At 66.8% G+C, this 26,935-nt stretch carries 26 protein-coding genes and 1 riboswitch; of the genes, 18 read left to right on the forward strand and 8 right to left on the reverse strand.

All coding sequences use genetic code 11. From position 1 onward, the window contains the following. Positions 1 to 202: 202 nt before the first annotated feature. The 5 genes from fliE (at position 203) to AB4Y43_RS05400 (ending at position 3,485) form a co-directional block, all read left to right on the forward strand. On the forward strand, positions 203 to 538 hold the full coding sequence (fliE, locus tag AB4Y43_RS05380) for a flagellar hook-basal body complex protein FliE (protein WP_069264308.1): 336 nt from the start codon (positions 203 to 205) through the stop codon (positions 536 to 538). A 144-nt stretch (positions 539 to 682) separates the two neighbouring features. Then, positions 683 to 1,129 carry a flagellar export chaperone FliS gene (fliS, locus tag AB4Y43_RS05385; protein ID WP_069264306.1) on the forward strand — a complete coding sequence of 149 codons (447 nt, stop codon included), beginning with the start codon at positions 683 to 685 and terminating at the stop codon, positions 1,127 to 1,129. Next, positions 1,126 to 1,458: a flagellar protein FliT gene (locus AB4Y43_RS05390; RefSeq protein ID WP_069264304.1), complete on the forward strand. Its 333-nt coding sequence runs from the start codon at positions 1,126 to 1,128 to the stop codon at positions 1,456 to 1,458. The genes fliS and AB4Y43_RS05390 overlap by 4 nt, the downstream gene beginning before the upstream one ends. A gap of 84 nt (positions 1,459 to 1,542) precedes the next feature. After that, positions 1,543 to 3,081 carry a flagellar hook-length control protein FliK gene (locus tag AB4Y43_RS05395; RefSeq protein WP_368727174.1) on the forward strand — a complete coding sequence of 513 codons (1,539 nt, stop codon included), beginning with the start codon at positions 1,543 to 1,545 and terminating at the stop codon, positions 3,079 to 3,081. After that, on the forward strand, positions 3,081 to 3,485 hold the full coding sequence (locus AB4Y43_RS05400; protein ID WP_368606140.1) for an EscU/YscU/HrcU family type III secretion system export apparatus switch protein: 405 nt from the start codon (positions 3,081 to 3,083) through the stop codon (positions 3,483 to 3,485). Before AB4Y43_RS05395 ends, AB4Y43_RS05400 begins: the two co-directional genes overlap by 1 nt. On the opposite strand, the gene AB4Y43_RS05405 is transcribed toward AB4Y43_RS05400, so the two are convergent. Beyond that, positions 3,463 to 4,914, reverse strand: coding sequence for a coniferyl aldehyde dehydrogenase (locus AB4Y43_RS05405; RefSeq protein WP_368727175.1), 1,452 nt, complete (start codon positions 4,912 to 4,914; stop codon positions 3,463 to 3,465). The genes AB4Y43_RS05400 and AB4Y43_RS05405 overlap by 23 nt on opposite strands. Before the next feature lie 82 nt (positions 4,915 to 4,996). Beyond that, positions 4,997 to 6,718 carry an isovaleryl-CoA dehydrogenase gene (locus AB4Y43_RS05410; RefSeq protein WP_368727176.1) on the reverse strand — a complete coding sequence of 574 codons (1,722 nt, stop codon included), beginning with the start codon at positions 6,716 to 6,718 and terminating at the stop codon, positions 4,997 to 4,999. Positions 6,719 to 7,096: 378 nt separating this feature from the next. Between AB4Y43_RS05410 and AB4Y43_RS05415 the strand changes: the two genes are divergently transcribed. Then, positions 7,097 to 8,725, forward strand: coding sequence for a GMC family oxidoreductase (locus tag AB4Y43_RS05415; RefSeq protein WP_368606137.1), 1,629 nt, complete (start codon positions 7,097 to 7,099; stop codon positions 8,723 to 8,725). A gap of 26 nt (positions 8,726 to 8,751) precedes the next feature. Here AB4Y43_RS05415 and AB4Y43_RS05420 read toward each other — a convergent pair whose 3' ends face one another. Further along, positions 8,752 to 9,699, reverse strand: coding sequence for a LysR family transcriptional regulator (locus AB4Y43_RS05420; RefSeq protein WP_069264295.1), 948 nt, complete (start codon positions 9,697 to 9,699; stop codon positions 8,752 to 8,754). A gap of 223 nt (positions 9,700 to 9,922) precedes the next feature. Here AB4Y43_RS05420 and AB4Y43_RS05425 point away from each other — a divergent pair, with 223 nt between their 5' ends. The 11 genes from AB4Y43_RS05425 (at position 9,923) to AB4Y43_RS05475 (ending at position 21,651) form a co-directional block, all read left to right on the forward strand. Then, positions 9,923 to 10,351 (forward strand): CidA/LrgA family protein, encoded by a 429-nt coding sequence (locus AB4Y43_RS05425; protein ID WP_035512721.1) that lies wholly within the window; start codon positions 9,923 to 9,925, stop codon positions 10,349 to 10,351. Positions 10,352 to 10,389: 38 nt separating this feature from the next. Beyond that, positions 10,390 to 11,112 (forward strand): LrgB family protein, encoded by a 723-nt coding sequence (locus tag AB4Y43_RS05430; protein WP_368606135.1) that lies wholly within the window; start codon positions 10,390 to 10,392, stop codon positions 11,110 to 11,112. Positions 11,113 to 11,196: 84 nt separating this feature from the next. After that, positions 11,197 to 11,304: riboswitch (S-adenosyl-L-homocysteine riboswitch) on the forward strand. A gap of 33 nt (positions 11,305 to 11,337) precedes the next feature. Further along, complete coding sequence (gene ahcY, locus AB4Y43_RS05435; RefSeq protein ID WP_069264292.1) at positions 11,338 to 12,756, forward strand: adenosylhomocysteinase; 1,419 nt, start codon at positions 11,338 to 11,340, stop codon at positions 12,754 to 12,756. 162 nt (positions 12,757 to 12,918) lie between these two features. Continuing rightward, positions 12,919 to 13,272 (forward strand): phage holin family protein, encoded by a 354-nt coding sequence (locus AB4Y43_RS05440; protein ID WP_028203399.1) that lies wholly within the window; start codon positions 12,919 to 12,921, stop codon positions 13,270 to 13,272. Positions 13,273 to 13,323: 51 nt separating this feature from the next. After that, complete coding sequence (gene metF, locus AB4Y43_RS05445; protein ID WP_368727177.1) at positions 13,324 to 14,154, forward strand: methylenetetrahydrofolate reductase [NAD(P)H]; 831 nt, start codon at positions 13,324 to 13,326, stop codon at positions 14,152 to 14,154. 330 nt (positions 14,155 to 14,484) lie between these two features. Next, positions 14,485 to 16,119 carry an ABC transporter substrate-binding protein gene (locus tag AB4Y43_RS05450; protein WP_368727178.1) on the forward strand — a complete coding sequence of 545 codons (1,635 nt, stop codon included), beginning with the start codon at positions 14,485 to 14,487 and terminating at the stop codon, positions 16,117 to 16,119. Positions 16,120 to 16,248: 129 nt separating this feature from the next. Then, the gene (locus AB4Y43_RS05455; RefSeq protein ID WP_069264287.1) at positions 16,249 to 17,262 is read left to right on the forward strand and encodes an ABC transporter permease subunit; all 1,014 of its coding nucleotides are present in this window, start codon (positions 16,249 to 16,251) and stop codon (positions 17,260 to 17,262) included. A 54-nt stretch (positions 17,263 to 17,316) separates the two neighbouring features. Continuing rightward, positions 17,317 to 18,234, forward strand: a complete 918-nt coding sequence (locus AB4Y43_RS05460; protein ID WP_368727179.1) for an ABC transporter permease subunit — start codon at positions 17,317 to 17,319, stop codon at positions 18,232 to 18,234. Between the two features lie 84 nt (positions 18,235 to 18,318). Beyond that, positions 18,319 to 19,317, forward strand: a complete 999-nt coding sequence (locus tag AB4Y43_RS05465) for an ABC transporter ATP-binding protein (RefSeq protein ID WP_069264283.1) — start codon at positions 18,319 to 18,321, stop codon at positions 19,315 to 19,317. Continuing rightward, a complete protein-coding gene (locus AB4Y43_RS05470; protein ID WP_069264281.1) occupies positions 19,314 to 20,348 on the forward strand; it encodes a peptide ABC transporter ATP-binding protein in 1,035 nt (344 codons plus the stop codon). The genes AB4Y43_RS05465 and AB4Y43_RS05470 overlap by 4 nt, the downstream gene beginning before the upstream one ends. A 184-nt stretch (positions 20,349 to 20,532) precedes the next feature. Continuing rightward, positions 20,533 to 21,651 carry a TraB/GumN family protein gene (locus AB4Y43_RS05475; protein ID WP_368606144.1) on the forward strand — a complete coding sequence of 373 codons (1,119 nt, stop codon included), beginning with the start codon at positions 20,533 to 20,535 and terminating at the stop codon, positions 21,649 to 21,651. Positions 21,652 to 21,753: 102 nt separating this feature from the next. Here AB4Y43_RS05475 and AB4Y43_RS05480 read toward each other — a convergent pair whose 3' ends face one another. The 5 genes from AB4Y43_RS05480 to pxpB all read right to left on the reverse strand — a co-directional run bounded on the left by AB4Y43_RS05480 (position 21,754) and on the right by pxpB (position 26,190). Further along, on the reverse strand, positions 21,754 to 22,707 hold the full coding sequence (locus tag AB4Y43_RS05480) for a DUF979 domain-containing protein (protein ID WP_368682611.1): 954 nt from the start codon (positions 22,705 to 22,707) through the stop codon (positions 21,754 to 21,756). Continuing rightward, positions 22,704 to 23,447: a DUF969 domain-containing protein gene (locus AB4Y43_RS05485; protein WP_069264274.1), complete on the reverse strand. Its 744-nt coding sequence runs from the start codon at positions 23,445 to 23,447 to the stop codon at positions 22,704 to 22,706. Before AB4Y43_RS05485 ends, AB4Y43_RS05480 begins: the two co-directional genes overlap by 4 nt. 219 nt (positions 23,448 to 23,666) lie before the next feature. Further along, entirely contained in the window at positions 23,667 to 24,422 is a 756-nt protein-coding gene (gene pxpA / locus AB4Y43_RS05490; protein WP_069264272.1) for a 5-oxoprolinase subunit PxpA, read from the reverse strand. 44 nt (positions 24,423 to 24,466) lie between these two features. Further along, the gene (locus AB4Y43_RS05495; protein WP_069264270.1) at positions 24,467 to 25,534 is read right to left on the reverse strand and encodes a biotin-dependent carboxyltransferase family protein; all 1,068 of its coding nucleotides are present in this window, start codon (positions 25,532 to 25,534) and stop codon (positions 24,467 to 24,469) included. Then, positions 25,531 to 26,190 carry a 5-oxoprolinase subunit PxpB gene (gene pxpB / locus AB4Y43_RS05500; protein ID WP_069264268.1) on the reverse strand — a complete coding sequence of 220 codons (660 nt, stop codon included), beginning with the start codon at positions 26,188 to 26,190 and terminating at the stop codon, positions 25,531 to 25,533. The genes AB4Y43_RS05495 and pxpB overlap by 4 nt, the downstream gene beginning before the upstream one ends. Positions 26,191 to 26,405: 215 nt before the next feature. Between pxpB and AB4Y43_RS05505 the strand changes: the two genes are divergently transcribed. Then, the gene (locus tag AB4Y43_RS05505; protein WP_368727180.1) at positions 26,406 to 26,918 is read left to right on the forward strand and encodes a winged helix DNA-binding protein; all 513 of its coding nucleotides are present in this window, start codon (positions 26,406 to 26,408) and stop codon (positions 26,916 to 26,918) included. Positions 26,919 to 26,935 lie beyond the last annotated feature (17 nt).

Raw genomic sequence — 26,935 nt, forward strand, 5'->3', positions numbered from 1 at the left:
CGGGTTTTCCCCCTAGTTTCGGGGCTGCCGAAACGGACCCGCTGCTATGCTCTCCTCCAGATTCGGCATCTGTCGGCGCGCCGTCTCGGCCGGGCCCGCAGGATCGCTGTGCAATCGCTGAAGATTGCGGCGCAATCGCTGAAACTCCGGCATTGGGGCTCGTCCCCGGAATACCTTGCCGTCCCCTTTTCGTGGAGCAAACATGACCGTGCCAGTATCCCCGCTCACGTCCGCCTTGGCCCAAATGCAGTCGATGGCGACCCAGGCGGCCGGCGGCCCCACCGCAGCCGACGAAAAATCGGGCGCGGCCACGGCCGGCGGGTTCGCGGCGGCGCTCAAGTCGTCGCTCGACCAGATCAGCGACGCCCAGCAGAAGGCCGTTGGCGAGTCGCAGGCGTTCGAACTGGGCGCGAACAACGTGTCGCTCAACGACGTGATGGTCGACATGCAGAAAGCCAACATCGGCTTCCAGTTCGGCTTGCAGGTGCGCAACAAGCTCGTGGCCGCCTACACCGACATCATGCAGATTCAGGTGTGACGGTGCCCGAAGCCTTTGCCCGCGCAACGCGCTAAAGCTTCTCCCCCTACGTTCCGATAACCCGGCTAGAAGAGTCCGTCGCTCGTGCTTGCACAGCGCGTCGGACGACCGCATTCAAGCCAAACGTATCAAGGAGAAGCGCCGATGTTTTCCCCTGCCCAATCTGGAGCTAACGCCTATGCACGCGTGGGCGTCGAAACGGGGGTCATGGGTGCGAGCCCGCACAAGCTGATCGTTCTCCTGTACCAGGGAGCGCGCCAGGCCATTGCGCAGGCACGTATGCATTTGCAGGCCGGCAACGTCGGGCCGCGTTGCGAGGCGATCGCCAAGGCGATCCGGATTATCGAGAGCGGACTTCAGCTCGCGTTGAACGTCGAGGCGGGCGGCGAGATCGCTCAACGCCTGAATGCGCTGTACAGCTATATGACGAAGCGCCTGCTGGAAGCCAATATTAAACAGAGCGAGACCATGCTGGTCGAGGTCGATCGACTGCTGGCTACGCTCGAAGAAGCCTGGTTGGGGATAGCGCCGGAAGTGGCGAGGATGGCCGAACAGGCATCCGCGTCAGCGTCCGGCTCATTGATGAGATGAGTTCAAAAGCAGACTACTTCGCCCGCTACGAAGCGATAGCGGCCGTGTCGGAGCAGATGCTCCATGCGGCGCGCGATGCGCACTGGAACGATCTGATCGGCTTGCAGGAGGAGTACCGGATCCTCGTCGATGCCTTGAAGGACGCCGAAGCCGCGGTGCGGCTCACGGTTACCGAACGGGCTCGCAAGTACGAGCTGATCCGCCAGATCCTCGCCGACGACGCCGCCATTCGCGATCTCGCAAGCCCTTGCATGGCACGGCTTTCGGCGCTCTTTTACGGCACCGTGCAGCCCGCGCGGGTCTTGCAGGAAATCTACGGCGCCCGCTAGCGCGGCGCGTGGCGCCTCGCGAGGCAACGGCGCGCAACGCCCCATGAACCGGCAGGTCAGCGCCGTGCGCAGATCCGGAACACCATGAACGGAATCGACACCGGAGCCGCCGCGCTCCTCGCGAGCCGCATTGCGGCGCTCACGCCGGTCGGGCCGCAGAGCGCCTCCGGCGCGGCGCAGACGGGCGTCTCCGCGCTCGCAACGGGCACTGCCGCACTCGCCGACACCGCGACCAACACCAGCAGTACGCAGGACTCGACCGAGACCGTCCTTTCGGCGGTTGCGCTGGCGCTCGACGCCATCATCCGCTCGGGCGGCGAAGCGACGCCCGCCGTAGTGGGCCGCGCGCCGCTCTGGGCCAGCCCCGCTGCCGACGCGGCGCCCGGCGGCGCGGCCACGTTGCCGCTGCCGGGTCTTGGCGGCGAGCAGGCGCAGGCGGCGCAAGCCGCGCTGCTCGCGGACGTGGCGCTCGCGGCCCAGGGTCTGGCCGGCGAGGCGCTGGCCGCGGCGGCCGACGCCGGGTCCGATGCTTCCGCGCAGACGGCGTCCTCGCAAAACCCGCAGGCCGGACAAACCACCCAAACCGCTCAAACCGCGCAAACCGCCGCCGCACAGGCCGGCCCGGTCGCCGCGCTCGCGGCGTCGCTCGCGCAGACGGTCAGCTCGAGCGGACTCTTCTACGAAGCCCACCTCGCGCAATGGTTGCGCGGCCAGCTCTCGCCCGCCGACCTTGCCGACGAGCCGCAAAATCGTCTGCTCGGCGCGCACTCGCAACTGCCGCTCGACTGGAGCCCGGCCGACGACGAGATCGACGACGTGCAATGGACCGAGACGTTCGCCGACGCGCCGGGCGCCGCGCGCGGCGAAACGGGCAATGCCCAGAACGCGGCAAACGCGCTCGATGCCGCACTGGCGCGGGCCTTTCCCGGGCTGGCCGATCTGCACGGCGACGCGGCCGCGAACCAGGCCCAGGCGCGCGCGACGCTCGCCGACACCCTGTTGCCCGCGATGCATGAGGCCGCCGCGCAGGGCGCCGGGCCGACGGTCCATCCGGCTGTGATTCCGCTCGTGCGCCAGCAACTCGATCTGCTTGCCACCGGTGAGTTTCGCTGGAACGGCGAGGCCTGGCCGGGCGTGCGGGTGGACTGGAGCATCCAGCAGGACGACTACGATGCCCGCGACCCGCACTCGGGCGCAGGCGGTGTGGATGCCGACGACATCCCATGGCGCACGCGGCTCACGCTTGCGCTGCCGAAGCTCGGCACCGTCGACGCGGAACTGACGCTCACAGGCTCGACGCTCGCCGTGCGCGTGCAGGCGAATGCGGGCGGCGCCGCGCGCCTGACCGCAGAAAGCGAATCGCTGCGCGGTCGGCTCGAAGCGCTCGGGCTCACGCTCGCGGGGCTCTCGATCCGCGAGATCGGCAGCGGCCCCGCGGCAAGTCCCGCCGAGGCGGCCAGGGCAGCGAGCGCTGCGAGCGCCTACGCCGCACAAACCACTTCCGCCGCATCCACCACGCAGACCGCGCAGGCTGGCGCCGCGGCGGAGGCGTCCGCCGCGCGACCGGGCGCCGACGCGACCGATCAGCGGAGCCACCGCCTCGACCACGACTGGGAGTTGTGATGAGCCGCACGCACCGCAAGAGCGCCGCCGCGCTCGCCTACGACGCCCCCGACGGCGACGGCGCGCCCCGCGTGGTCGCGAAGGGCTACGGCCTCGTCGCGGAGATGATCGTGCAACGCGCGAAGGAAGCGGGCCTCTACGTGCACGAAGCGCCGGAGATGGTCTCGCTGCTCATGCGCGTGGACCTCGACGCCAAGATCCCGCCGCAGCTCTATCAGGCGGTGGCCGAACTGCTGGCGTGGCTGCACCGCCTCGAAGCGGATAACGACGCGAAGGTCAAAGCCGCCGCGCAAACGCAAGCCGCCGGAGCGACAGCCGGCGGCGCCCCACGCGATATCAGCGACATCCGCAGGATCGCCGGCACCCGCCCCGCGCTGCCCTTCAATCCCTCAACATCAACTTGATCAGCCAGCCGACGCGCTTGCCGTAGGGCGGCGCGATGAGCCCGCGCGCATTCAGCCGCACCTGGGTGAAGACCGGCTTCATCTTCGAGAACGTGACGAAGCCCTCGTAGCCGTGATACGCGCCCATGCCGCTCGGGCCGACGCCGCCGAACGGCAGCCCCTCGGCGGCGATATGCATGAGCGTCTCGTTCACCGACATCCCGCCCGCCACCGTTTCGTGCGTCACGCGCTCGACCGTGCGCGGGTCGTCGGCATAGAGATAGAGCGAGAGCGGGCGAGGGCGCGCATTCACGTAGCGCAACGCTTCGTCGAGCGTGTCGTAGGGCACGAGCGGCAAGAGCGGCCCGAAGATTTCCTCCTGCATGAGCGCCGTCTGCGCGCCGGCGTTCGTCACGATGACGGGCGCGAAGCGCCGCGTGGCCGCGTCGTGCGTGCCCAGCGCGTGCAGTTGCGCGCCGCACGCCTGAGCTTCGTCGGCGAGGCGTTGCAGGCGCTCGAAGTGGCGCGCCGAGATGATCGACGTGTAGTCGCGGTTGTTCGCGAAGTCCGGATAGAGCTGCGCGAAGCGCGTGCGCGCGCGAGCGATGAACGCCGCCTCCTGGCCGCGCGGCAGCAGCACGTAGTCGGGCGCGATGCAGGTTTGCCCCGCGTTCAGCGTCTTGCCGAGCAGCAGGCTGTCCACGGCGTAGTTCAGGCGCGCGTCTTCACCGATGATCACTGGCGACTTGCCGCCCAGTTCGAGCGTGACCGGCGTGAGGTTTGCGGCAGCTGCGCGCATGACCTCGTGCCCCACGCGCGTCGAGCCGGTGAATAGCAAATGGTCGAACGGCAGCGCGCTGAAGGCGGCGCCGACCGACGCGTCGCCGTTTACGACCGCCACGTGGTCGCGCGCGAAGGTCTTGCCGATCAGCTCCGCGAACAGCGCGGACGTGCGCGGCGTCAGCTCCGACATCTTGATCATGGCGCGGTTGCCCGCCGCGAGCGTGCACACGAGCGGGCTCGCGGCCAGCTGCAGCGGATAGTTCCACGGCACCACGATCCCCGCCACGCCAAGCGGCTGCGGCACCAGCTTCGCACGTCCGGGCAGCAGCCATTTACCGACCGGTCTGCGGCGCGGCTTCATCCAGCGCGCGCCGTGCCTGAGCGCCGCGTCGATCTCCTGCTTGAGGACGACGAATTCCGCGAGCGCGACCTCCGCCTTCGAACGCTGGCCGAAGTCGGCGTTCATCGCCTCGGCGAGCGCGTCGCGGTTCGAGAACAGCACGTCGCGCAGCGCCCTGAGATGGCGCGCGCGTGCGTCCCACGACGGGAACGGGTCGCGCAGGAAGGCGTCGCGCTGCGCGGCGAGTAGCGTGTCGAGCGCGGCGCGCGGGTCGTCGGGGGCGTCGTGTGCGTTGATCGCGAAGTCTTCGGGCAGGTCCTGCTTCATGGTCGGTCCTCTCGCGTTCGCCCACGCTTTGGCGCGGACGAACGGAAAAATCGGTTCGTGCTATCGGTTCGTGCTGAGGAGGTCACACCGGGCGCAACGGAAACGCCCGTTCGATGATCGCGGCGTGATCGAAGCGCGCGGGCAGCGTGCCGAATACGCGGTCGCAGTCGGCGTCGTGCTCGTCGAGGCGCGTGGCGATGAACGCTTCGGCGATCTCCGGCGGACCGTCGCGCAGCAGCATGGCCTGCGCGATCAGCACGATCTGCTGCGCGATGCGCCGCGCGCTCGTCTCGCGCGTGCCCGGCGCGCCATTGAGCAGCACCGAGAGGCGGTCGAGCGCGGCGTTCAGAACAGGGTGAGTCTGCGCGTCGCGCCGCCACGCGAGAAAGAGCGCCTGGGCGGCGTCGGCCTCGCGCTCCAGCGCGCGCAGCACGTCGAGGCACATCACGTTGCCCGAGCCTTCCCAGATCGAGTTGACGGGCGCTTCGCGATAGAAGCGCGCCATCGGCCCTTCCTCGACGTAACCGTTGCCGCCCCAGACTTCCATGGCCTCGCCCGTGAACGCGAGCGCGCGCTTGCAGACCCAGAACTTCGCCCCCGGCGTGACGATGCGCCGCCAGGCGCGTGCTTCGAGCAACGTGTCGTCGGTATCGCCGGGTTTCGCTTCGGCGCTGTCTTCGAAGGCGCGCGCAAGCCGCATGAAGAGCGCCGTCGCCGCTTCCGATTCGAGCGCGAGATCGGCGAGCACGTTTTGCATGAGCGGCTGCTCGGCGAGCACGCGGCCGAACGCGCTGCGGTGGCGCGCGTGGTGGATCGCCTGCACGAGCGCCGCGCGCATGAGCGCCGCGCTGCCGATCACGCAGTCGAGCCGCGTGTAGTTCGCCATCTCGATGATGGTCGGCACGCCGCGGCCTTCGTCGCCGATCATCACGCCGTACGCATCGAAGAACTCCACTTCGCTGCTCGCGTTCGAGCGGTTGCCGAGCTTGTTCTTCAGGCGCTGCACATTGACCGCGTTTTTCGTGCCGTCCGGCCGGTAGCGCGGCACGAAGAAGCAGGAAAGTCCGTCGTGCTCCGTGGTGCGCGCGAGCACGAGATGCGCGTCGCACTGCGGCGCCGAGAAAAACCACTTGTGGCCGGTGAGCAGATACGCCGCGCCGCGGCCGGCTTCGATGCCCGCGGGGCGCGCCTCGGTGCGGTTGCTGCGCACGTCCGAGCCGCCTTGCTTCTCCGTCATGCCCATGCCGATCATCATCGAACGCTTCTGCGCGAGCGGCAGGTCGCGCGCGTCGTGCTCGCGCGTGTAGAGCGGCGCGCGCAGCGTTTCGAACAGCGCCGGTTCGCGCTGCAGCACGGCGATGCTCGCGAACGTCATGGTCAGCGGGCACAACGACCCCGATTCGAGCTGCGCGTGCAGGAAGTAGCCTGCGCAGCGCGCGGCCATCGCGCCAGGCTGCGGGTCCGAATAGGGCAGCGCGTGCAAGCCCTGCTCGCGCAGCAGCGTGAGCAGCTCGTGCCAGGCGGGGTGGAATTCGATCGCGTCGATACGCTCGCCGCGCGGGCTATGCGTGTGCAGTTCGGGCTCATGGCGATTGGCGAGATCCGCGAGCGCGAGCGTTTGCGCCTTGCCGAGCGTCTCGCCATGGCGCGCTAGCGTTTCGCGGTGCCAGTTCGCGCCAGCGCGCGCGAGGGCCTCGCCGAGCGCCGCGTCGGTGGTGAAGAGGTTGTAGTCGACGAGCGGCGGCGCCTGGTTCGTCACTTCGTGGGTCGTGCCGGGGCGATGCGTGACTTCCGTCGGGTTCATCTGCCTGTCTCCGATGCAAGGCTGCTGCGTGCGGCGTGCTTCACGCGCGGCCGTTCGTGTTGTATTCGCTCTCGTGACGGGGGAGGCGTGCGCAGCGGCCGCTCCATGGGAAGCGTCCGTGAGGTGAGTGATTCTTGTGCGCTCCAGCGCTCCCTTTGCCGCTTGCTGGAATCTCGCGGGTTTCAGCTCTCGCGGCTGAACCGCCTTCCATCATAGGCGTCGATCCGCTGTCAGGTTTAGAGGAGATGCTCTGACATAAAAGCTGACCTCCGAATCAGACGCTTCCTACAATGCGCCATTGAAGCCGAAAACGAACGAGCGTGCAATTAGCGCGCCGGGGCCTCGCAAGAGGCAGGCATGGCGCAGGAGACGGAGACGATGCAATACGACTACATCATCGTAGGCGGCGGCTCGGGTGGCGCGTCGCTGGCGGGCCGGCTGGCCGACCGTTGCCCGCAGGCGAGCATCGCGCTCGTCGAAGCCGGGCCGCATACGGCGCGCAACCCGTTCGTCAACATGCCGCTCGGCGTCGCCGCGCTCGTCCCGTTTCGCACGAAAAACAACTACGCCTATGAAACCGTGCCGCAGCCGGGACTCGCCGGACGGCGCGGTTACCAGCCACGCGGCCGCGGCTTCGGCGGGTCGAGCACCATCAACGCGATGATCTACACGCGCGGCCATCCGCTCGATTACGACGAATGGGCGCAGCTCGGCTGCACGGGCTGGGCGTGGCGCGATGTGCTGCCGTACTTTCTGCGCGCCGAGGACAACGAGCGCGGCGCGAGCGCCTGGCACGGCGCGGGCGGCCCGCTGTGCGTGGCCGACCTGCGCGAGCGCAATCCGGTGGCCGCGCGCTTCGTCGAGGCCGCGCGCGAGGCGGGCTTTCGTATGAACGACGACTTCAACGGCGAGGAACAGGAGGGCGTCGGCTTCTATCAGGTGACGCAGCGCGGCGGCGAACGCTGCACGGTGGCGCGCGCGTATCTGTATGGGCGCGAGCGGCCGAACCTGCATCTGATCGCCGATGCGACGGTCCTGCGCGTGCGCTTCGACGGCGCGCGCGCGAGCGGCGTGGAGCTTGCGCGCGGCGGTGCGATCGAGACCCTGCGGGCGCGTGCCGAGGTGATCCTCGCGGCGGGCGCGTTCAACTCGCCGCAGTTGCTGATGTGCTCGGGCATCGGCCCCGCCGACGAACTGCGCGCGCTCGGCATTGCGGTGCGCCACGACGCGCCCGAGGTCGGCCGCAACCTGATCGACCATATCGATTTCACCTTCAACAAGCGCGTGCGTTCGAGCGACACCGTGGGCTACTCGCTGCGCGGCGCGGCGCGCATGACGGCGGGCTTCGTGCGCTATCTGCAGGGCCGGCGCGGCATGCTCACGACCAACGTGGCGGAGGCGGGCGGCTTTCTGAAGAGCCGCCCGGAACTCGACCGGCCCGACCTGCAGCTGCACTTCTGCACGGCACTCGTCGACGATCACAGCCGCCGCCTGCATTGGGGCCACGGCTATTCGCTGCACGTGTGCGTGCTGCGCCCGGCGAGCCGCGGCACGGTCACGCTCGCGAGCGCCGACGCGCGCGTGGCGCCCACGATCGACCCGCGCTTTCTCTGCGATCCGCGCGACCTCGACGCGCTCGTGCAGGGCGCACGGCTCGCGCGGCGCATACTCGACGCGCCCGCGCTCGCGCAGCTGGGCGGCCGCGAACTCTACACGCATGGCGAGCAGAGCGACGCGCACTTGCGCGAGACGATCGCCCGCCATGCCGACACGATCTATCACCCCGTCGCGACCTGCCGCATGGGCGGCGACGCGCGTTCCGTCGTCGATCCGCAGTTGCGCGTGCGCGGCGTGACGGGGCTGCGCATCGCCGATGCCTCGGTCATGCCGACACTCATCGGCGGCAACACGAATGCGCCTTGCGTGATGATCGGCGAGCGGGCGGCCGACTTCATCGCACAAACGAGATGCGAGCGCGATACGGCGCTTCAGCACGTCGACGCCTGAGGGTTCGCCCTCGCTCGTCGCAGGTTTCAGCCAGGCTTGCCCGGCTGCTTTTCCATCCCCGGCGGGTGCACGAAGTCGTCGAGAAACGTGAAGGGCTTGCCGTATTCCGAGCGCGCGACGTCGAGCCACGCGCGCGCCGCGTGCGAGAGATAGCCGCTGCGTTTCCAGCCGATCGCCATGTCCCAGGTGATCTGCGGCTCGCTCACGGGCAGGCAGGTGAAGCGCTCGGCGTCGAGCCGGCGCACGTACGGCGCGGGCAGCAGCGCAATGCCCACGCCCGCGAGCACGAGTGCGGCCATCAGGTCCCAGTGGCCGCTGCGTCCCACCACCTGCGGCACGAAGCCGGCCGTGCGGCACGCGTTCAGCACGACGTCGTTGAGCGCGAGGCTTTCGCCGTAGAACACGAACGGCTCGCCGGCCAGCTCCGCGAGCGGCACGGCGAGCTTGTTGTCCCAGCGCGAGCCGCGCCGCGCGACGAGCCACAGCACCTCGTGCGAAATCGGCAGGACGTCGATCAGTGCGGGATCGACGGGCAGCAGCACGCCGCCCAGTTCCAGCTCGCCTGAGATCAGCGCGGCTTCGATGGCACGCGACCCCTGCTCGAAAAGCTTCAGCTCGATCTTCGGATAGCGCTGGCGAAACGTGGCGATGGCGGGCGTGAAGAGCGAGCCGCCCATCGGCGGGATACCGATGGTGAGTTCGCCGCGCCCGAGGGTGCCGAGATCGGCGAGTTCGGCCTGGAGCTGCGCCTGCGCGGCGAGCACGTCCTGGCCGCGCTGGTAGACGATGCGCCCGGCGTCGGTGAGCACCATCTGGCGCGCGTCGCGCAGCAGGAGCTGGGTGCCGGTCTCGTCTTCGAGCGCCTTCACCATCTTGCTGATGGTCGGCTGGGTGACATGCAGTTTTTCGGCCGCGGCGGTGAAGCTCTGTTGCCGCACCACCTCGATGAAATAGCGAAGCGCGCGCAGTTCCACGATCGGGACTCCACAAATGTGCAGAAAACACGCTCAGCCGGGTGCTGAGTTGGTGCATTCCAATATGGAATGTAGCAGATGATCTTAAGTCATTATGTTTATGCTGCGCTGCACCCTATACTGACTTCCATTCCAGTGTCACTTAGGGTTTGCCATGACTACCTCCAACGCGACCGCGAAAGTCTCAGAAAGCGCTGAACGCAACGTCGGCAACATGGGCGGCATGGCGAGCTTCGGGCGCCGTATCGGCCGCATTACCGTGCAATCGGCGCTGCTCGCAGGCGTCTGGTACGCCGCCGACGCCCTCACGCGCTTCACGCACCTGCCGGTGCCGGGTGGCGTGGTGGGCCTCGTGCTGCTGCTCGCACTGCTCTTTTGCGGCGGCGTCACGCCGCGCTGGGTCAAGGCGGGCGCCGACTGGCTGCTTTCCGACATGCTGCTGTTCTTCATTCCGGCTGCCGTCGCAGCCGTGAAGTATGGCGGCCTCTTTCGCGCCGATGGCTGGCGACTCGCGCTCGTCGTGGTCGGCGGCACGCTGATGGTAATGGTGGCCGTGGCGTTTGCGGTCGAACAGGCCGCGAAGCTCGAGCGGCGCCTCGCGCTGCGCCGCGTGCGCGATTCGCGGCACTCGCGCCATCTGGCGCGGGCTTGAGGCTGCAACGTCCTGAATAGAGTGAGGATGATTCCGTCATGAACACGTTTTATTCGTCCCTGTTCGCCGACGACGCGGCGCGGCTCATCGCCGCCGGCTGCTTCATCCTCACCGTTGCGCTCTATTTCGCCTCGAAGGCGCTCTATGCGCGCTTTCGCTCGCCCTGGCTCACGCCGCTCGTTGCGGTGCCCGCCGTGCTCGGCGTGTTCGTGCTCGTGCTCCATATTCCGTACCCCGTGTACTTCCAGGACACGCGCTGGCTCATGTGGCTGCTCGGGCCGGCCACCGTGGCCTTCGCGGTGCCGATCTACGAGTACCGCGACCTGCTCAAACGCCACTGGATCTCGCTCACCGTGGGCGTGACGGTCGGCATCGTCGTGGCAGTGGGCGGCTCGCTCGCGCTGGCCAAGCTCCTGCACCTGTCGCCCGATCTGCAGCGCAGCCTGATGACGCGCTCGATCTCCACGCCGTTCGCGCTCGCGGTGTCGGACAAGATCCACGCGCCGCGTGACCTCACCGCGCTCTTTGTGATCGCCACGGGCGTGTGCGGCATGCTGTTCGGCGAACTGGTGCTGGGCCTCGTGCCGCTGCGCACGCGCCTCGCGCGCGGCGCGCTCTTCGGCGCGGCGGCGCACGGCGTGGGCACGGCGAAGGCGCGCGAGCTGGGCAGCGAAGAAGGCGTGGTGGCGAGCCTCACGATGATGATCGCGGGCGTGGTGATGGTGCTGCTCGCGCCGGCGCTCAGTTTCTTGCCGGTTTAAAGTCCTGCGGGCGCGTTCGCGCCCGCTTTTATCGGCAATGCGCACGCGCGCGGACGCCATCCCGATTTGCTACAATCTCGGCTCGCTTTCGAGGAGCGTTGCGACGGGTTTTCTGTAACCCGCCAGGCTCGAAAGTGCTTCAATCCGGTTGAATCCACTGAATCAACCGCACTGAAACGGCGCTCACGTCTTTAATTTCTAGTCACTTTTAGAAAGGAGGGCGTGATGAACGCCGCAGTTCCGCAAGATCAAGCCAAAGATTTCATCGTCGCCGATATGTCGCTTGCCGCTTGGGGCCGCAAGGAACTCAATATCGCCGAGACCGAAATGCCGGGCCTCGTGCAAACCCGCGAAGAGTACAAGGCGCAGCAGCCGCTCAAGGGCGCGCGCATCGCCGGTTCGCTGCACATGACGATCCAGACGGGCGTGCTGATCGAGACGCTCACCGCGCTCGGCGCCGATGTCCGCTGGGCCTCGTGCAACATCTTCTCGACGCAGGACCACGCCGCCGCCGCAATCGCGCAGGGCGGCGTGCCGGTGTTCGCGTTCAAGGGCGAATCGCTCGACGAGTACTGGGAGTTCTCGCACCGCATCTTCGAATGGCCGAACGGCGAGTTCGCCAACATGATCCTCGACGACGGCGGCGACGCCACGCTGCTGCTGATCCTCGGCTCGAAGGCTGAAAAGGACCGCTCGGTCATCGCCAAGCCGACGAACGAAGAGGAAGTCGCGCTCTACAAGTCGATCGCCGCGCACCTCGACGTCGATCCGCAGTGGTACTCGAAGCGCCTTTCGCACATCCAGGGCGTGACCGAAGAAACCACGACCGGCGTGCACCGCCTGTACCAGATGGAGAAGGAAGGCCGTCTGCCGTTCCCCGCCATCAACGTCAACGACTCGGTCACGAAGTCGAAGTTCGACAACCTGTACGGCTGCCGCGAGTCGCTCGTGGACGGCATCAAGCGCGCGACCGACGTGATGATCGCGGGCAAGATCGCGGTCGTGGCCGGTTACGGCGACGTGGGCAAGGGCTGCGCGCAGTCGCTGCGCGGTCTCGGCGCCACGGTGTGGGTCACGGAAATCGATCCGATCTGCGCGCTGCAGGCGGCGATGGAAGGCTACCGCGTCGTGACGATGGAATACGCCGCCGACAAGGCCGACATCTTCGTGACGGCCACGGGCAACTACCACGTGCTGAACCACGATCACCTGAAGGCGATGCGCCACAACGCCATCGTCTGCAACATCGGCCACTTCGACTCGGAAATCGACGTTGCGTCGACGCGCCAGTACCAGTGGGAAAACATCAAGCCGCAGGTCGACCACATCATTTTCCCGGACGGCAAGCGCGTGATCCTGCTGGCCGAAGGCCGCCTCGTGAACCTCGGTTGCGCCACGGGCCACCCGTCGTTCGTGATGTCGAACTCGTTCACGAACCAGACGCTCGCGCAGATCGAACTGTTCACGCAGGGCAAGAAGTACGAGAACAAGGTGTACGTGCTGCCGAAGCACCTCGACGAAAAGGTTGCACGCCTGCACCTCGCGCGCATCGGCGCGAACCTGACCGTGCTGTCGGATGACCAGGCTTCGTACATCGGCGTCGACAAGAACGGTCCGTTCAAGCCGAACCACTATCGCTATTAAGCCGATACAACGCGATACAAAGCGGGCTGCTGTTTTAAGCCCGCTTTAAGCGGTCAGGCGGATGCTGACCCCAATCCCTGCGCGCGCAACGCGTGGGGACTGCGGGCGGCATCCGCCGCCGGCACCTGGCGATACAAAAGCAACGACGCAAAAGGAGTCCTTATGACCGTGCTGCTGACCTGGCTGATCAACGCGCTCGCGCTCCTGATCATCACCTGGCTCGTTCCGTCGATCCATATTCGCAGTTTCGGCACCGCGCTCATCGTCGCGATCGTGCTCGGACTCATCAACGCCGTGCTGCGCCCGCTGCTGATCGTGCTCACGCTGCCCGTGACCATCCTCACGCTCGGCCTCTTCATCCTCGTGGTGAACGCGCTGTGCTTCTGGCTGGCGGCGTCGCTCCTCAAGGGCTTCGAGGTGTCGGGCTTCTGGTCGGCATTTTTCGGCTCGATCCTGTACAGCATCGTGTCGTGGCTGCTGTCGGCGCTGATTTTCGGCAACCGCAGCCTCGGCTGACGCGGGCCGGGCCGCCCACGTTCGCGGCCCGGCCTCACTGGCCTCATCAACATGAAACCGATCGAACTCTCATTCGAATTCTTCCCGCCGAAGACGCCGGACGGCCTGGAAAAGCTGCGCGCTACGCGGGCGGAACTTGCCACGCTCAAGCCGAAGTTTTTCTCGGTGACGTTCGGCGCGGGCGGCTCGACGCAACAGGGCACGCTCGACACCGTCGTCGACATCGCGAAGGCTGGCATCGAGGCGGCGCCGCATCTCTCGTGCATCGGCTCCTCGAAAGAGAGCCTGCGCGCGATTCTCGGCGAGTACCGCTCGCACGGCATCCGCCACATCGTGGCGCTGCGCGGCGACTTGCCCTCGGGCATGGGCGCGGTGGGCGAATTGCGCTACGCGTCGGAACTCGTCGCCTTCATCCGCGAGGAAACCGGCGACGCGTTCCACATCGAAGTGGCCGCGTATCCCGAGTACCACCCGCAGGCGCGTTCGCCGCGTCACGACCTCGAAGCGTTCGCGCAAAAGGTAAAAGCGGGCGCCAATTCGGCGATCACGCAGTACTTCTTCAACGCAGACGCGTATTTCCGCTTCGTCGACGACGCGAAGAAACTGGGCGTGGATATTCCCATCGTGCCCGGCATCATGCCGATCACGAACTACTCGCAGCTCATGCGCTTTTCGGAGATGTGCGGCGCCGAAGTGCCGCGCTGGGTCGCCAAGCGTCTGGAAAGCTTCGGCGACGATCGCGAGTCGATCCGCGCATTCGGGCTCGACGTGGTGACCGAGCTGTGCCGCCGTCTCGTCGAGGCGGGCGTGCCGGGCATCCACTTCTACACGCTCAACGCGGCGCCGGCCACCAAGGCCATTTGCGAGCGGCTGCGCTTCTAGGGCCCGCACGCTCGACCCGCCAAACGGCAACAAACCGCGCGGTTCCCGGACTCCCGGGCCGCGCGGTTTTTTATTGAGATGCGATTGCGCGATTTGCATCAGCAAGGCTGCGCGCCCCGGCTGCGCGCGTCATTTCGGCGCGCTATGTTCCTGATCGGCAAGAGAAAAAGAGGGGTGAAGCTACGTTGCACCGCAGCATGCTGCAACCGCAACGCCTGTCAACCCGGCGTTTTCCACAAGCGACGGGACTTTTGGCTTGCTTGTGACTGCGGCACCTGCTGTGTAAGATCGCGCTACGCTGGCGCAAGCCGGCACTGAACTGGAGGAAACATGAAAGAAAACAAACTGTTGCGTGCTGCACGAATGACGTCTCTCGTGGCGCTCGCAGCGGCATCGATTGCTGGAGCCCCGCTCGCGCACGCCGCGCAAAGCATTCCGAACAAGACGCTCGTCTACTGCTCGGAAGGCAGCCCCGCTGGCTTCGACCCGGCCCAATACACGACCGGCACCGACTTCACCGCGAACACGTTCACCGTCTACAACCGCCTCGTCGAGTTCGAGCGCGGCGGCACCAAGGTCGAACCGGGTCTCGCAGAATCGTGGGACGTTTCGCCGGACGGCAAGACCTACACGTTCCATCTGCGTCATGGCGTGAAGTTCCAGACCACCTCGTTCTTCAAGCCCACGCGCGAATTCAATGCGGACGACGTCGTGTTCTCGTTCGACCGCATGCTCGACGCGAACAATGCGTTCCGCAAGGCGTACCCGGTGTCGTTCCCGTACTTCACCGACATGGGCCTCGACAAGCTGATCGCCAAGGTCGAAAAGGTCGACCCGTACACGGTCAAGTTCACGCTGAACGAGCCGAACGCGCCGTTCATCCAGAACATGGCGATGGAATTCGCCTCGATCCTCTCGGCTGAATACGCGGATCAACTGATGAAGGCCGGCAAGGCCGCCGACATCAACCAGTTCCCGGTCGGCACGGGTCCGTTCATCTTCAAGAGCTACACGAAGGACGCGACGATCCGCTACGACGGCAACCCCGACTACTGGAAGCCGGGCGCTGTGAAGCTCTCGAAGCTGATCTTCTCGATCACGCCGGACGCCAGCGTGCGCGTGCAGAAGATCAAGCGCGACGAATGCCAGGTGATGAGCTATCCGCGTCCCGCCGACATCGCGCCGCTGAAGGCCGAGCCGAACATCGCGATGCCGTCGCAGCCGGGTTTCAACCTGGGCTACCTGTCGTACAACGTCACGCACAAGCCGCTCGATAACGCGGACGTGCGCCACGCGCTCGACATGGCGATCAACAAGAAGGCGATCATCGACTCGGTGTACCAGGGCGCGGGCCAGCTCGCAACCAACCCGATGCCGCCGACGCAGTGGTCGTACTACAAGAACCTGCCGGCCAATTCGTACGATCCGGAAAAGGCCAAGGCGCTGCTCGCGAAGGCGGGTCAGGGCAACGGCTTCGAGATCACGCTGTGGGCTATGCCCGTGCAGCGCGCCTACAACCCGAACGCACGCTTGATGGCCGAAATGATCCAGGCCGACTGGGCGAAGATCGGCGTGAAGGCGAAGATCGTGACGTATGAGTGGGGCGAGTACATCAAGCGCGCTCACGCAGGCGAAGACGATTCGATGCTGATCGGCTGGACGGGCGACAACGGCGACCCGGACAACTGGCTCGGCACGCTGCTCGGCTGCGAAGCCGTGAACGGCAACAACTTCGGCAAGTGGTGCTACAAGCCGTTCGACGACCTGATCCAGAAGGGCCGTCAGACCTCGGACGTGGCGCAGCGCACCAAGTTCTACCAGCAGGCGCAGCAGATTTTCGCGCAGCAACTGCCGTTCTCGCCGATCGCTCACTCGACCGTCTACCAGCCGGTCAGCAAGAAGGTGACCGACATGCGCATCGAGCCGCTTGGCTATGCGCGCTTCGACGGCGTGGGCATGCAGTAAGGATAATCGGGTAAGACTTTCCGCTCGGTCCGCATATCAGCCAGGACCGGCGGAAAATGGTCCGGCGACCGGGGTCACGAGCCCCTGTCGCCGGTTGCGTTTCATTTCAAGCTTTTGGGGGAACACCACATGTTCCGCTTCGTATTGCGCCGCATCGGCATGGTCATACCCACGTTCATCGGGATCACCATCCTTGCGTTCGCACTCATCCACCTGATTCCGGGCGACCCCATCGAAGTGATGATGGGCGAGCGCGGCGTCGATCCGCAAATGCACGCCGAGGCGATGCACCGCCTGGGGCTCGACGAGCCTCTGCCGATGCAGTATGTGCACTACGTCTGGCACGCCGTGCACGGCAATCTCGGCACCTCGATCATCACCAACACGAGCGTGATGGGCGAGTTTCTCGCGCGCTTTCCCGCCACCGTCGAGCTGTCGATCTGCGCGCTCGTTTTCGCGCTCGTGATCGGTTTGCCCGCCGGCGTGTTCGCGGCGCTGCGGCGCGGTACTGCCGTCGATCACGGCGTCATGGGCACCGCGCTCACCGGCTACTCCATGCCGATCTTCTGGTGGGGGCTCATCCTCATCATGGTGTTCTCGTCGAAACTCGGCTGGACGCCGGTGTCCGGTCGCATCGCGGTGGAATTCGACATTCCGCACGTGACCGGCTTCATGCTGATCGATTCGCTGCTGCCCGGCACCGACGAAGGCGCGTTCAGGTCGGTGCTGAGCCACCTGATCCTGCCGGCCATCGTGCTCGGCACGATTCCGCTCGCCGTGGTCGCGCGCATGACGCGCTCGTCCATGCTCGAAGTGCTGCGCGAGGACTACATCCGCACCGCGCGCGCCAAAGGTCTTTCGCCTGTGCGCGTGATCGTCGTGCATGCGCTGCGCAACGCGCTCATTCCGGTGGTGACCGTGATCGGCCTGCAGGTCGGCACGCTGCTCGCGGGCGCGGTGCTTACCGAAACGCTATTTTCCTGGCCCGGCATCGGCAAATGGCTGATCGACGCGATCAGCCGGCGCGACTACCCGGTGGTGCAAGGCGGCATTCTCATGATCGCGACACTCGTGATCGTCGTGAACCTGTTCGTCGATCTGCTGTACGGCGTGCTCAACCCGCGCATTCGACATACGAGGTAAGCGAGCCATGAAAATGCGAACCCCACAACACACCATTCAACACCAGGAGGCATGATGGCTGACATTCAGAACACCGTGCCTCGCGCCGTCACGCCGCCTTCGGGCCGCGCGCTCGTGCTGCGCGAATTCTGGGCGAACTTCTCGCGCAACAGGGGCGCCGTGGGCGCGGGCGTGATCGTGCTCGCGCTGATCGTCATCGCGATCTTCGCGCCGCTGATCGCGCCGCACAGCCCTATCGAGCAATACCGCGACTACGTGAAGATTCCGCCCGCCTGGCTCGACGGCGGCAACTGGAAGTTCATCCTCGGCACCGACGAAGCGGGCCGCGACATCCTCTCGCGTCTCATGTACGGCGCGCGGCTTTCGCTGTGGATCGGCTGCGTCTCGGTCGTGCTCGCGCTGATTCCGGGCATCGTGCTCGGGCTCGTCGCCGCGTTCTTCGAGAAGTGGGCCGATACGCCGATCATGCGTCTCATGGACGTGCTGCTCGCGTTGCCTTCGCTGCTGCTCGCGGTGGCCGTGGTCGCGATCATCGGTCCGGGTCTCACGAACACCATGCTCGCGATCGCGATCGTGGCGCTGCCCGGCTACGTGCGTCTCACGCGCGGTTCGGCTCTCGGCGAACTGCACAAGGAGTACGTGACCAGTTCGCGCGTGGCCGGTGCCGGCACGCTGCGCCTGATGTTCTCGCAGGTGCTGCCCAACTGTACGGCTCCGCTCATCGTGCAGGCGACACTCGGCTTTTCCTCGGCGATTCTCGACGCCGCCGCGCTCGGCTTCCTCGGCCTCGGCGTGCAGCCGCCGCGTGCGGAGTGGGGCGCGATGCTCGCTTCGGCGCGCGACTACATCGACAGCGCATGGTGGATCGTCACGATGCCGGGTCTGTCCATCCTCATTTCGGTCCTCGCGATCAACCTGCTCGGCGACGGGCTGCGCGACGCGCTCGATCCCAAGCTCAAGCGGATGGCCTGACATGAAAACGACCCCCACACTCCCTTCGGTCGTTGCCCCCCGAGGGGGCGTCAGTCCTCTTGGGGCGGCCCGGCGAGGACTGACATGAACAACGAACTTTTGACCATCCGTAATCTGGCGGTGAACTTCAACGGCCTGCCCGCCGTCGACCGCGTCAATCTGTCGGTCGCGCCTGGCGAAGTGCTCGGCATCGTCGGCGAATCGGGCTCGGGCAAGAGCGTGACGATGATGGCGCTGATGGGCCTCATCGACGCCCCCGGCAAGGTGAGCGCGGATTCGATCACCTTCGACGGCCGCGATCTGCTAAACGCCACCGGCAAGGAGCGCCGCCGCATCGTCGGCAAGGACATCGCCATGGTGTTCCAGGACGCGCTCACGAGCCTGAACCCGAGCTACACCGTCGGCTATCAGATCAAGGAAGTGCTCAAGCTGCACGAAGGGCTGCGCGGCTCCGCGCTCAACGCGCGCGCGCTGGAACTGCTCGACCAGGTCGGCATTCCCGACGCGAAGAACCGCATCGACAACTTCCCGCACCAGATGTCGGGCGGCATGAACCAGCGCGTGATGATCGCGATGGCCGTGGCCTGCAACCCGAAGCTGCTGATCGCCGACGAGCCCACCACGGCGCTCGACGTGACGATCCAGGCGCAGATCATGGAACTGCTCGTGCGTCTGCAGAAGGAGCGCGGCATGGCGCTCGTGCTGATCTCGCACGATCTGGCCGTGGTTTCGGAAGTCGCGCAACGCGTGGCCGTGATGTACGCGGGCGAGATCATCGAAACGAACCGCGTGCCGGACATCTTTTCGCGTCCGCATCATCCGTACACGGAAGCGCTGCTCGCCGCGATTCCCGAACACAACAAGGGGGCGATGCGGCTTGCCGCGCTGCCCGGCATGGTGCCCGGCCGCGACGACCGGCCGAGCGGCTGTCTGTTCGCGCCGCGCTGCAAGTATGTGGTGGATGACTGCATGAAGGCGCGGCCCGCGCTCGACGCGGTGACCGATGAAAGCGGCTACGCGCAAGTGCGCTGCATCAAGCCGCTGAACGCGGCGGTGACTCAATCCAGTGGAGGCGCGCGATGAACGCAGTCCAGCAACACGCGGCTCGTCAGGACCATCAGGACGACAAGGTTCTCGTCGCCGACGATCTCAAGAAGCATTACACCGTCAAGCGCGGCATGTTCGGCACGGGCACCGTGAAGGCGCTCAACGGCGTGTCGTTCTCGCTCACGCGCGGGCGCACGCTCGCCGTGGTGGGCGAGTCCGGCTGCGGCAAATCGACGCTCGCGCGCCAGCTCACGATGATCGAGCCGCCCACCGCGGGCAAGCTGACCATCGACGGCGAGGACGTTGCGCACGCAAACGCCGCGAAGATCGCCGCGCTGCGCCGCCGCGTGCAGATGGTGTTCCAGAATCCGTTCGCCTCGCTCAATCCGCGCAAGACCGTGGAGCAGACGCTAGGCGAGCCGCTCGCCATCAACACGCGCCTCACGGCGAACGAGCGCGCGGACCGCATCGCGCACATGATGCGCATCGTCGGCCTGCGCCCCGAGCACGCCAAGCGCTATCCGCACATGTTCTCGGGCGGCCAGCGCCAGCGCGTGGCGATCGCGCGGGCCATGATTCTCGACCCGCAGATCGTCGTGGCCGACGAGCCGGTTTCCGCGCTCGACGTCTCGATCCAGGCGCAGATTCTCAATCTGTTCATGGACTTGCAGGAGCAGTTCCGCACGAGCTACGTGTTCATCTCGCACAACCTGGCCGTGGTCGAGCACATCGCCGACGACGTGATGGTGATGTACCTGGGCGGCGTGGCGGAACTGGGCGACAAGGACACGGTGATCTCGCGGCCGCGCCATCCGTACACGCGCTCGCTGCTTTCGGCCACGCCCGCGATCTTCGAAGCGGACCGCCGCGTGAAGATCAAGCTCGAGGGCGAATTGCCTTCGCCGCTCAACCCGCCGTCTGGTTGCACGTTCCATCAACGTTGTCCATACGCAGTCGAGCGGTGTCGTAAGGAAGTGCCTGTTCTTCGCGAAGTGGACGGCCGTCAGGTATCCTGCCATCGTGCAGAGGAGGTGGGGGAAGAGGATGGGCGGCCCATGCCGGCCTGAAGCGACGGCGGCGCGTCGTTTTATTGCTACGCGCCGCCAGTTGATGGGCGGCCGTCGTGCCGCCTTTTTCACTGGTTTTCCCACCGTTTTCTCCGCCGCTCTTTCAATCGTTCCGGCTGCCGCCGTTATCGTGGCGGCCGGGCTGGGTACGGCTGTTCGGGTGACATTCGGTGTGGCTTTTGGTGTGGCATTCGCGGTGGCGTTGCGTGCGGCGTTGAAGCAGGCGTCGAGCGCTGCGGCGCGCGCGGCGCTCACGCTGGTCCTGGCGATCGGCGTTCTCGCGGGCGCCTCGGGCCCGGTGTTCGCTGGCGGCGCCGTCGCCAACACGCCCGGTGTGCATCCGGCCGTGCCCATGCCGCCCGGCACCTCACGCGGCGCGAACGGCGGCATTCCCGGCTTTCACGCCGCGCCCGCCGTGCCGAGCTACGCATCGGGCACGACGGCTGGCGGCCCGGTGCGCACCCAGCCTGCGCGCATGCCGTTCTATGTCGCCACGCGCGGCAACCTCACGATCTATCTGCTCGGCACGCTCCATGTGGGCGACCCCGCCGACTACCCGCCCGCCCAGCCGTTTCGCCCGCAGATTCTCGCGGCGCTCGCCGCGTCGCCCATTCTCGCGCTCGAGCTTTCCCCCGACGATCTGCTGGTTTCCCAGGACGACGTCTCGAAATACGGGGTGTGCAAACGGCCCTGCCTGCCGGGCCTGTTGCCCGATCCGCTCTGGCAGAAACTCGAGGCGCGCATGCGCGGCAATCCCGAGGCGCTCGCCGAGATCCGCAAGATGCGGCCGTGGCTCGCCTCGCTGCTGGTGGAAACCTACGATTCACTGAGCGCCGGCCTGCAGACCGAGTTCGGCACCGAGGCGCAGTTGCAGAACGTGTTCCTGCGCTGGAAGGGTCGCCGCATCGTCGGCCTGGAGACGCTCGGCGAGCAAATGCGCGCCTTTACGAACCTGAGCCTCGCGCAGCAGCGCGAGATGCTCGCCCAGGACCTCGCGCAGACGCCGGCGCAAAACGTGTCCGACGTGCAGACGCTGCTGCACCTCTGGCGCGTGGGCGACGCCGATGCGATCGCCGCATGGGAATCGGCGCGCACCGAAAAGCTCTCGCACGACGCGCGGGTGGCAGCGTCGGTCGACAACCGCATCGTCTACGAGCGCAACCGGCGCTTCGTTTCGCGCATGCAGCAGTACGTGGCGCCCAACAAGCCGCTCTTCGTCGCCGTCGGCGCGTTGCATCTGGGCGGACCTAAAGGCGTGCTCCAGCTGTTGCGCCAGCGTGGGTTCAACGTCGACCCGGGTTGAGCCAGGCCGGGCCTTTGCGCTCGCATCTTGTGCTCGCGCGCGGCCTGAATGCGGAAAAGCCGGCTTTCGCCGGCTCTTCTTGCGAGCGCATGCGTACGCGGGTCAAAACCCGAACACGTTCAGCAGCACGATATTCGCCGCGAGGATGCCGAGCGCCGTGGGCACCTGCACGCGTATCACCGCGTTCTTGTCGGGCAGTTCCAGCAGCGCGGCGGGCACCATGTTGAAGTTCGCGGCCATCGGCGTCATGAGCGTGCCGCAGTAGCCCGAGAACATGCCGATGGCGGCCATCATCGCCGGATTGACGTGGAACACGCCCACCAGCACCGGCACGCCCACGCCGCCCGTCATCACCGGAAACGCGGCGAAGCCGTTGCCCATGATGATCGTGAAGAGCGCCATGCCCACGCAATAGACCACCACGGCCACGAAGCGCACGTCCATGTTGATGTACGACGTCGTCACGTGCGCGACGGCCTTGCCGACGCCCGCGTCCGAGAACACGAGGCCGAGCATGCCGAGCATCTGCGGCAGGACGGCGGCCCACGAAAGCGCGTCGACGAGGCGGCGCGTTTCCTTCATCGACTGGCCGACGCTGTCGCGCGTGATGATGCAGGCAATCGCGAGCGCGATCACGCAGCCGATGCCGAAGCCAATCAGCGTGACGTTCTTCGGGTCGAAGAGCGGCTTGCCGCCGAAGACGAGATGGCTGGCCGCGAGCGTGAGCACGACGGTAATGACGGGAATGGTGAGTGCGGGCACGAAGAGCTTGTTGCCCAGTCGCTTCGCGCTGGCGATACGCGTTTCGAGCGCGAGCACCTTGGGCTTCGCGGCCGTCACGCCGCCGAGACCCGCGATCAGCGCCATGGCGAGCACGAGCACGCCGACGACTTCGGCGGGCAGCAGGTCGCCGACGAGAAAGATGAGCGCGTAGAGCAGCCAGAAGCCGCCTGCCGTGAAGCGGCGCGGATGCTCGCGGTCCATCACGATCATGCCGCCGACGATCAGCAGCACGACGCCGAGCAGCCAGAAGAGCCAGTTGAGGGTGAGTGTCATGCTTCGTCTCCTTGTGCGCGGTTTGCAGCCTTGGCGTCGCTCGCGTTGCGCATGGCGCCCAGTTCGCGTTCGAGCTTGCGGTCGAGCAGCCAGAGCCGGAAGCCGTGAATCAGGAACGCGCAGATCGCCGTCGGAATGCCCCAGAACGCCACGTGGATCGGCTCGACCGAAACGCCCGCTTCCTTGAGCAGCGTGACCATCAGCACGATCGCGCCGAACGCGACGAAGATGTCCTCGCCAAAGAAGAGGCCCACGTTGTCGGTCGCGGCCGAGTAGGCGCGCAGCTTGTAGCGCACGGCGTCGGAGAGCTTGCCGAAGCGGTTTTCGGTGGCGCCTTCGGCCATCGGCGCGATGAGCGGGCGCACCATCTGCGGATGGCCGCCGAGGCCCGTCAAGCCGACCGCGGCGGTCAGCTCGCGCACGAGCAGATAGACAATGAGCAGACGCCCGGCGGTGGCCGCCTTGATGCTGCCGATCCAGATCTGTGCGCGCTCACGCAGGCCGTGGCGCTCGAGCAGCCCGATCACGGCGAGCGGCAACAGGATGATGAGGGGAATGTTGCGGGTCTTGATGAAGCCGGTGCCGATGGCGGCGAGAATCTTCGCGACCGGAAAACCCCCGGCGAAACCGGTGACGACGGCCGCCGCGGCGACGATCAGCATCGGATTGAAGCGTAGCAAGAAGCCGGCGATGATGACGGCCACGCCGATCAGCGGCCATAAGTTGACGGTGCTCTGCATGTAGATCTCCAAACGTATTGGCTTGTCGTTGATTGCCGCGGATAGCGGCGTTGACTTCACGGCTCTGACGGCCGTTCGCACAACTACGAACCTGCTCGGTACAACTACGCCTGGCAAGCTTGCGCTGCCGGGGGTTTGCCTTGTGAAAACCTTCGGTGATACGTCTCTAGCGGCGCGCGGCGCATGCCGCGCGCTTTGCTGCGTTCGAACGCGCGTGGGTCAAACTTCGCCGGCCCCCGCCGCGCGCACGCCGATGCCTGCGTCGTCCAGCGCCGTGCGGATGCGCCGTGCGAACGCGAGCGCGTGCGGGCCGTCGCCGTGCAGGCAAATGGTCTGCGCGTTCAGCGGCACCCAGGCGCCGTTCACGGCCTGCACGCGCTGCTCGCGGATCATCGCGAGCGTGCGCGCGAGCACAGTGTCTTCGTCGTCGAGCAACGCGCCCGGCTCGCTGCGCGGCACGAGCGAGCCGTCCGCGCGATAGCCGCGGTCGGCGAACACTTCCTCGATCGCGACGAGCCCCGCCTCGCGCGCCGCCGTCACGAGGCCGCTGCCCGCGAGCGCGAACACCGTCACGGACGGATCGAAGTCGTGCACGGCCGAGACGATGGCCTCGGCGATCTGCGGGTCACGCGCGGCCTGGTTGTAGAGGGCGCCGTGCGGCTTCACGTGGGCGATGCGGCCGCCTTCGGCCTGGGCGATGGCGGAGAGGGCGCCGAGCTGATACAGCACGCCCGCGTAGATTTCCTCGGGCGGCAGGTTCATCTCCTTGCGGCCGAAGTTCTCGGGGTCGTTGAAGCTCGGATGCGCGCCGATCGACACGCCTTTCTCCACGGCCCAGCGCACGCATTCGCGCATGGCGTTGGCGCCGCCCGCGTGCCAGCCGCACGCGATGTTGGCGGAGCTCACGAGGTCGAGCAGCGCCTCGTCGGAGCCGCAGCCTTCGCCGAGATCGGCGTTCAGATCGATGGTGGTCATGATGGGTTCCTCTTACTGCCTGTCTTACCGATGGTGCTTGAAAATCACGCGCTCGCGGCCGCGTTCGCGCGGCGGTTCGCAAGGCGTTCGTCGTGCATGGCGATCGCGGTGTCGATCTGCCGCAAATACGCCCGTTCCTCTTCCAGCGCCGCGCGCGCGGCGGCCGGCGTCGCTTCCACGAAACGCACGCCACCGGTGAGCCGCACCTGGGCGAGCTTCCACCAGTCGGCGCGAATCACGGAGCCGATCTTCGGGTAGCCGCCCGTGGTCTGCGCGTCGGCCATCAGAACGATGGGCTGGCCGCTCGGCGGCACCTGGATCGTGCCGGGCAGCACCGCGTGCGACAGCAGATCCACGCCGTTCGCGCGCACGAGCGGCGTGCCCGTGAGCCGAAAGCCCATGCGATTGCTGTTGGGCGTGATCTGCCATTCGTCGGACCAGAGCGCGCGCTGCGCCTCGGGTGTGAAGCTGTCGTACTCGGGGCCGCGCAGCACGCGCACGGGCACGGCCCACGCCATGCCGTCCGGATGGCGTCCGCGCCGGTGATGCGGCTCGTCCGCGAGCGCGAAGTTGCACCACACGGGCGCCTTCACGCCGAAGGCCGGCGCGCCCGGGTCGAGCGCAGCGCGCTCGCGGCCCGGCGCGAACGAGGCGCCCGTGGCGAGACGGTCGCCGTCCTTGAGCGCGCGACCTGCGAGGCCGCCGAAGCCCGCCGCGAGGTCGGTGCTGCGCGAGCCGAGCATGGGCAGCACGTCGACGCCGCCGGCCACGCACACATAGGCGCGCATGCCGCGCTTCGCGCCGTTCAGCACGAGTTCCTCGCCGGCGGCCACGGGCAGGCTCCACCACGACCAGACCGGGCGGCCGCCGAGCGTCGCGCCGAAGTCGGTGCCGGTAATGGCGATGCGGGTGGCGCGCGCGAAGCGCAGCGCGACGGGGCCGAAGGTGATTTCCACGCCGGCGGCGTCGGGCCGGTTGCCGACGAGACGGTTGCCCACTTCGAGCGCGAGCGTATCGAGCGCGCCGCCGGTGGCGACGCCCAGATGCCGGTAGCCGGGGCGGCCGAGATCCTGGACCGTGGTGAGCAGGCCCGCGCGCAATACTTCGATCATGCGTGGAGCTCCGCGATGGTGAAACGCACGCGGTCGCCAGGCATGAGCAGCGAAGGCGGATTGCGCGAAGGGTCGAACAACTTCGCGGCGGTGCGGCCGATCAGTTGCCAGCCGCCTGGCGAGGCGGCCGGATAAATGCCCGTCTGCTCGCCGCCGATGCCCACCGATCCGGCGGGGACGGCCAGGCGCGGCTCGCGGCGGCGCGGCGTGTGCAGCGCGGGTTCGAGACCGCCGAGATAGGCGAAACCGGGCTGAAAGCCGAGGAAGAACACCGTGTAGACACCCGCGGCATGGCGCGCGGCGACGTCGGCGGCGGCGAGCGCGCAATGCTGCGCGACCGCTTCGAGATCGGGGCCGTCTTCGCCGCCGTAGACCACGGGTATCTCGACTTCACGGCCTGCCGCGCTCGCGTCTTCGGCCTCGCGCCATGCGTCGCGCAGCGCGAGCGCGAGCGCCGCGGCGTCGGCCGAGAGCGGATCGAAGGTGATCGTCAGGTTGTTCATGCCGGGCACCACTTCGCGCACCGGCGCCCAGCCGCGCGCGAGCGCGGCGACGGCCCAGACGCGGCGCTGGACCTCGAGCGTGGCGGGCGGCGGCGCTTCGCAGACGAGCGCTTCGTCACCGAGAGGAAAAATGCGAGGGTCAGAATTCGGCATGTTGGATCGATCAGGGGACGGTTCGACCGGTCGGAAATAAGCGCACGAAAGATGCACAGGCGGTGCCGGTGCCATTCCTTCCTAGCGTACATTGTCGATAAATTATCTACAAATTATCAATAAGCGTTTTCGCCAGGCGCACGGCAGTCGCGCTGCAATTACACTCACGCCACGCCGCTTTGCCTTTTCGAACACCGACTACCGGGTTATCTGCCATGTCGCGCCAGCCGACCAAGATCGTTTCGTCCGAACATCTCGTCTCCGAGTCGAGCGCCGAGCTTTCCGAATTCGAGTACGCGCTCATCATGGCGAGCAATGCGTTCAACCGCTGGATGGTGCGCTGCATGTCGGCGGCGGGCGTGAAGGACATGACGCCGATCGAGGTGTCGCTGCTCCATCACGTCGGCCATCGCGAGCGGCGCAAGAAGCTCGCGGATATCTGCTTCGTGCTCAACATCGAGGACACGCACGTGGCCACGTATGCGTTGAAGAAGCTCGTCTCAAGAGGGTATGTAAAAAGCGAAAAGACCGGCAAGGAAGTCTTCTTTTCGGTCACGCCGGAAGGCCAGGCGCTGTGCCTGCGCTATCGCGACGTGCGCGAGAGCTGCCTCATCGCGACGCTCAAGGAAAGCGGCCTCACGAATCAGCAGATCGGCGATGCCGCGCAACTCATACGCAATGCGTCGGGGCTCTATGACACGGCCGCGCGCGCGGCGGCTTCGCTCTGAGCGATCAAGGCGCGTTC

The organism is Paraburkholderia sp. BR10872 (assembly GCF_040965835.1).
Lineage (GTDB): Bacteria > Pseudomonadota > Gammaproteobacteria > Burkholderiales > Burkholderiaceae > Paraburkholderia > Paraburkholderia nodosa_A.

Excerpts from the sequence above, each read along its gene's own strand:
- fliE (WP_069264308.1), top strand. The coding sequence starts at position 203 with ATGACCGTGCCAGTATCCCCGCTCACGTCCGCCTTGGCCCAAATGCAG.
- fliS (WP_069264306.1), top strand. The coding sequence starts at position 683 with ATGTTTTCCCCTGCCCAATCTGGAGCTAACGCCTATGCACGCGTGGGC.
- AB4Y43_RS05390 (WP_069264304.1), top strand. The coding sequence starts at position 1,126 with ATGAGTTCAAAAGCAGACTACTTCGCCCGCTACGAAGCGATAGCGGCC.
- AB4Y43_RS05395 (WP_368727174.1), top strand. The coding sequence starts at position 1,543 with ATGAACGGAATCGACACCGGAGCCGCCGCGCTCCTCGCGAGCCGCATT.
- AB4Y43_RS05400 (WP_368606140.1), top strand. The coding sequence starts at position 3,081 with ATGAGCCGCACGCACCGCAAGAGCGCCGCCGCGCTCGCCTACGACGCC.
- AB4Y43_RS05405 (WP_368727175.1), bottom strand. The coding sequence starts at position 4,914 with ATGAAGCAGGACCTGCCCGAAGACTTCGCGATCAACGCACACGACGCC.
- AB4Y43_RS05410 (WP_368727176.1), bottom strand. The coding sequence starts at position 6,718 with ATGAACCCGACGGAAGTCACGCATCGCCCCGGCACGACCCACGAAGTG.
- AB4Y43_RS05415 (WP_368606137.1), top strand. The coding sequence starts at position 7,097 with ATGCAATACGACTACATCATCGTAGGCGGCGGCTCGGGTGGCGCGTCG.
- AB4Y43_RS05425 (WP_035512721.1), top strand. The coding sequence starts at position 9,923 with ATGGCGAGCTTCGGGCGCCGTATCGGCCGCATTACCGTGCAATCGGCG.
- AB4Y43_RS05430 (WP_368606135.1), top strand. The coding sequence starts at position 10,390 with ATGAACACGTTTTATTCGTCCCTGTTCGCCGACGACGCGGCGCGGCTC.
- ahcY (WP_069264292.1), top strand. The coding sequence starts at position 11,338 with ATGAACGCCGCAGTTCCGCAAGATCAAGCCAAAGATTTCATCGTCGCC.
- AB4Y43_RS05440 (WP_028203399.1), top strand. The coding sequence starts at position 12,919 with ATGACCGTGCTGCTGACCTGGCTGATCAACGCGCTCGCGCTCCTGATC.
- metF (WP_368727177.1), top strand. The coding sequence starts at position 13,324 with ATGAAACCGATCGAACTCTCATTCGAATTCTTCCCGCCGAAGACGCCG.
- AB4Y43_RS05450 (WP_368727178.1), top strand. The coding sequence starts at position 14,485 with ATGAAAGAAAACAAACTGTTGCGTGCTGCACGAATGACGTCTCTCGTG.
- AB4Y43_RS05455 (WP_069264287.1), top strand. The coding sequence starts at position 16,249 with ATGTTCCGCTTCGTATTGCGCCGCATCGGCATGGTCATACCCACGTTC.
- AB4Y43_RS05460 (WP_368727179.1), top strand. The coding sequence starts at position 17,317 with ATGGCTGACATTCAGAACACCGTGCCTCGCGCCGTCACGCCGCCTTCG.
- AB4Y43_RS05465 (WP_069264283.1), top strand. The coding sequence starts at position 18,319 with ATGAACAACGAACTTTTGACCATCCGTAATCTGGCGGTGAACTTCAAC.
- AB4Y43_RS05470 (WP_069264281.1), top strand. The coding sequence starts at position 19,314 with ATGAACGCAGTCCAGCAACACGCGGCTCGTCAGGACCATCAGGACGAC.
- AB4Y43_RS05480 (WP_368682611.1), bottom strand. The coding sequence starts at position 22,707 with ATGACACTCACCCTCAACTGGCTCTTCTGGCTGCTCGGCGTCGTGCTG.
- AB4Y43_RS05485 (WP_069264274.1), bottom strand. The coding sequence starts at position 23,447 with ATGCAGAGCACCGTCAACTTATGGCCGCTGATCGGCGTGGCCGTCATC.
- pxpA (WP_069264272.1), bottom strand. The coding sequence starts at position 24,422 with ATGACCACCATCGATCTGAACGCCGATCTCGGCGAAGGCTGCGGCTCC.
- AB4Y43_RS05495 (WP_069264270.1), bottom strand. The coding sequence starts at position 25,534 with ATGATCGAAGTATTGCGCGCGGGCCTGCTCACCACGGTCCAGGATCTC.
- pxpB (WP_069264268.1), bottom strand. The coding sequence starts at position 26,190 with ATGCCGAATTCTGACCCTCGCATTTTTCCTCTCGGTGACGAAGCGCTC.
- AB4Y43_RS05505 (WP_368727180.1), top strand. The coding sequence starts at position 26,406 with ATGTCGCGCCAGCCGACCAAGATCGTTTCGTCCGAACATCTCGTCTCC.